The organism is Borrelia hispanica CRI, assembly GCF_000500065.1.
GTDB classification, from domain to species: Bacteria; Spirochaetota; Spirochaetia; order Borreliales; family Borreliaceae; genus Borrelia; species Borrelia hispanica.
Map to the genome: position 1 here is coordinate 1 of NZ_AYOU01000077.1, position 3735 is coordinate 3735.

Sequence of the window (3735 nt, forward strand, 5' to 3'; positions counted from 1 at the left end):
GAATTTGAGATAAGTGAAGTTAAAATAAAGAATAATATTGGGTCCCATTTTATGGCAACAAATAATACAGAAGTTTTATATGATCCTCTTTTTCTTAAAGATAGAGGGCAAGAATATCATCTTAAATCTAAGCGTATATTTAGAAAAATATGAATTCCCAATTTATTAGCTCCATTATTGGTATTATTATTAAAAGGCTATATGCCTTTTTTTTATGCTTATTTATTATGTTAAATATTGATTTTTGCTAAATTTGATTGTATACTATGTATGTCTGAGATTATTTCTTTTTAACCTATGATGTATGTTTTTGATTTATATGTTCCCCTAATGAATAATAAAAGGAAACATACGTTTTTTTTATTATGTCAAATCTTGATTTTTGTTAATTTTAATTATATAATAGCTATGTGTTGAATTATCTTCAACCTATGTATAACCTTTATTTCTAAAATAAAAAATTCTAACAAAGAGAATTGTAACTTCTTTTTGTTAGTTTATAGTAATATATTGATTTAATGTTATCTTTTTATGGATTATATAGCAATACATGAAATATACAATATTATTTAAAACCATCTTTAATATCATGATATGCTTTTAATTTACTTGCTTTAGAGAGGCCATAAACATTATCTATTTCAGCTGTTGATGCATATTTCATTAATTCTTTAATTTCAAATGAATTGTATCCTTTGCTTTTAAGTGTTGCAATAAATATATTTCTACATATATGTAGTGATTTACGGTGTTTAAATCCTGATTTTGTAAGTAATTCTTTAAATTGTTTTGAAATTTCACTTATATTTATTCTATTATCTTTAAAGCGATGTTTACTTTTTTGAAATAGATAAGTACGTCTTGAATCTTGTCCTTTATTTTTAAAATGAAGTTTATGAATTTCTTCTATAGATTCAAATTCAGATTTACTTATTACTACTTCTCTAATGCAAATACTGGTTCGCTTCTTTGCAACATTTACACGTAAACTATAAAATACATCACCATTATTATTTTCTTCTCTTACTATGTCATCAATTCTTGTATTTTGAATCTCTACTCCTCTACAACCTGTAATTGAGAGTATATGAACAAACCAACCTGAGATTGGATCTATTAGTTTAAGTTTTTCTATACTTTTCTTTACCAATCTTATGGTCTTATCATTTAAATAAAATCTTATTGGTATTGATTTAGATTTAGGATTGCCTTTGGTTTGTAATAATTCTTTCTTATATTGCCTTGTTTCTTTAAGTAATATTGAATTTTGTTTCTTTAGTTCTTTGATTTTTGCTTTTAATATTTCATATTCTTTCATGTAATTTATATGTTAACTAAATGCTATAAAAATAAGTAAAATTATGTATAAATATGTTAGCAAATACTCTTAATTTATGTCAAATTATATGTCTCTCCATTGCATGCAAAATTTAATGTGTAAGACATGTATTTTAATCAGAAGGGCTAATATTTAAAGGTGCAGCACAAAATATCTAATAAACTTTGTGCTAGCTTTAACAAATACTTAAAAATTTAGTCTCTATTCTTTATAGATTTCATTTTAACGACCCATCTATTTGCAATGAGAGATATCTCTCTTCTTTTTTTAAATCTCACTTCTGTGTTAACTTCAAGTTAACATTTTGTTTACTTATTCCTTTTTTTAAATCTTTTTATTTATCCTTTTATTTGTATGAAAATCTGTATACTTTCTTTCTTAAATCTTATTTTTAAATTCTATTTATGAAATTTGTTTTGTAGATTGATGATCTTATTTAATTATTTCCACAATTGCTAGATGATTGGTCTTTGAATTTATCTAAGCCCTCTTTCAAAGCACCTTCTACTACTTGTTTAAATGTTGTTTTTTGTTGTTCTGCGTCATCTCCTGTACACTTTGCAAGTTCTGATTGAATGTGATCAAGAGCCTCTTTTATTTTAGATTCGTCTGCATTTAAAAATTTATTGAGTTCAGATTCACTACTCAAAGCTTCTTTTAAAAAATCTAGACCTTTTATTTGACTTTCACTTAACTTTTCTCTTAATGTTTCTTCAGGTGTTTTTTGTGCTTCTACTTGTTGTTCTAAGTCTCTTTTATTTCTGCTCTTAATTCCTTTATTTGTGTTATTTTCTTGATCACAACTACTCATTAGTAGTAATAAAATCAAAGTAAAATTGGTTATTTTCATATAAAATCTCCTCATTTTAATACATATTTGTGATTTTAAAATATATAGCGATTATTGTTATGTTGTATGAATTACTTTGATTATTATTTGATTAGCAACTACTAAATCGTAATTGTTAAATGTTTACTTATCTTCAATTAATAATTTGTTTTGTTAATAATTTTTAGTCTGTCAACTTGTTTAATGTATCCTTATAGGTATGACTGTTTTTATTTTCAAGTTCATTTTTCATTACTTGAAATATTTTTTCATTAGTATCGTATTTATCAAATGCTATATGTATAAGATCATTAAAAAATGAGCTTACATAGTTGTTATCAGAATCTGCATATGTGTTCCCATACAGCCTTCCGTCATATTGATTGTTGTTTTTATATTTATCATATAAATAATTGTAAAAAGCACCTTCTATATATTGCATCATAGTCATATTATTTTTTAAACTTTGTAGTTTATTATATATAAGCTTATATGCGTAATTAAAAGCCTTACTTAATTCTTTTTGTTGTTGTGTTTGTGCATTATCTAAAATCCAAGTATGAAATATATTATATTTGTTTAATATATTCTGCAATCCTTGACTTATTTTGTATTTAAATCTTTCATGAAGCAATAAGTTGTCTTTTTTATATATCTCAAGTGCATGTATTAATGTTTTGAATTTCGTTTTTTCTTCAGTAGTTAGTTCAGGTTTTGGTTGATCTTGAGGTTTTCTATTACTTTTTTGCTCCTCTTTCTCATCAGTAGGAATTATGGTTGGCTTTTCTGGAGTAGGGTGTTGTTCATCTGTAATTGTTTTTATAGGTTCATTATTAAGTTTAGCTAAATGTTTATTTGAATTACAACCATATAAAAATAACGTGAAACAAAGTATTAATATACTTTTATTTTTATTCATAAAATATTCTCCTTATTTATAAATTATACATGATCTTTTGCTTTTAGGAGTATACTGGTAAGCTTTTGTTTGTTGGTTTTGTAAAATTGTTATTTTGTTATAGAGTTTATGTTAAGCTAAATTAATTTTTGTTAATTTAGAAGGTTGAAGAGATATGAATAAAGTAAAAAGAGCATATGAAGATTATGCCATGTATTTTGAAGAAGGTCGATTAAATGATGCTGAAATAGCGAAAGAGCTTTGTGTTTCACGAGCTAATGTATGTAAGATGAGACAAAAATGGGCAAGTAGTCAAGATAATCCAAAAGAGTTTGATAGTGATAATAAAATAACCATTTGTAAAACTACTCTTAATAGTGTCTTAGATCGAGTACTTGAAAACAATGCCAAAGCACGTGAGCTTAAAAGTCAATTTAGTATAACGAAAAGTCAACTTGGACTTAAGTTTATGAAGGCATTTAATAATTATTTAGAATTAGAACTTGAGGATTGTATAGAAGAAATAGATCTATTGGAGAGAGAGATTAAAATGATTAAAAATAAAGGAAATAGTAGAGAACTTCAAGATAAGAAGATTAAGCTTAAAGATTTAAAACGTGAGAAAGAAGATAAAACAATGAAGTTATGTTATGAAACAATGAAGAAACT

5 protein-coding genes are annotated in these 3735 nt (G+C 24.9%); 2 read left to right on the forward strand and 3 right to left on the reverse strand.

All coding sequences use genetic code 11. The annotated features are described in order from the left end of the window. Positions 1-153 (forward strand): DUF261 family protein (locus tag U880_RS10775; RefSeq protein ID WP_038358896.1); only part of this gene is annotated, 153 nt, incomplete at its 5' end. A 412-nt stretch (positions 154-565) separates the two neighbouring features. On the opposite strand, the gene U880_RS0101950 is transcribed toward U880_RS10775, so the two are convergent. The 3 genes from U880_RS0101950 to U880_RS0101960 form a co-directional block, all read right to left on the reverse strand. After that, entirely contained in the window at positions 566-1318 is a 753-nt protein-coding gene (locus U880_RS0101950) for a tyrosine-type recombinase/integrase (protein ID WP_024654551.1), read from the reverse strand. A 457-nt stretch (positions 1319-1775) separates the two neighbouring features. Continuing rightward, on the reverse strand, positions 1776-2189 hold the full coding sequence (locus tag U880_RS0101955) for an Mlp family lipoprotein (protein ID WP_024654552.1): 414 nt from the start codon (positions 2187-2189) through the stop codon (positions 1776-1778). Positions 2190-2352: 163 nt separating this feature from the next. Beyond that, positions 2353-3087 carry a hypothetical protein gene (locus tag U880_RS0101960; protein ID WP_024654553.1) on the reverse strand — a complete coding sequence of 245 codons (735 nt, stop codon included), beginning with the start codon at positions 3085-3087 and terminating at the stop codon, positions 2353-2355. Positions 3088-3241: 154 nt separating this feature from the next. Between U880_RS0101960 and U880_RS0101965 the strand changes: the two genes are divergently transcribed. Next, the coding region (locus U880_RS0101965) for a DUF603 domain-containing protein (RefSeq protein WP_024654554.1) at positions 3242-3735 on the forward strand (494 nt) is incomplete at its 3' end.

Bases quoted from the DNA above. Each gene is read 5' to 3' on its own strand.
- U880_RS0101950 (WP_024654551.1), bottom strand. From the start codon at position 1,318: ATGAAAGAATATGAAATATTAAAAGCAAAAATCAAAGAACTAAAGAAA.
- U880_RS0101955 (WP_024654552.1), bottom strand. From the start codon at position 2,189: ATGAAAATAACCAATTTTACTTTGATTTTATTACTACTAATGAGTAGT.
- U880_RS0101960 (WP_024654553.1), bottom strand. From the start codon at position 3,087: ATGAATAAAAATAAAAGTATATTAATACTTTGTTTCACGTTATTTTTA.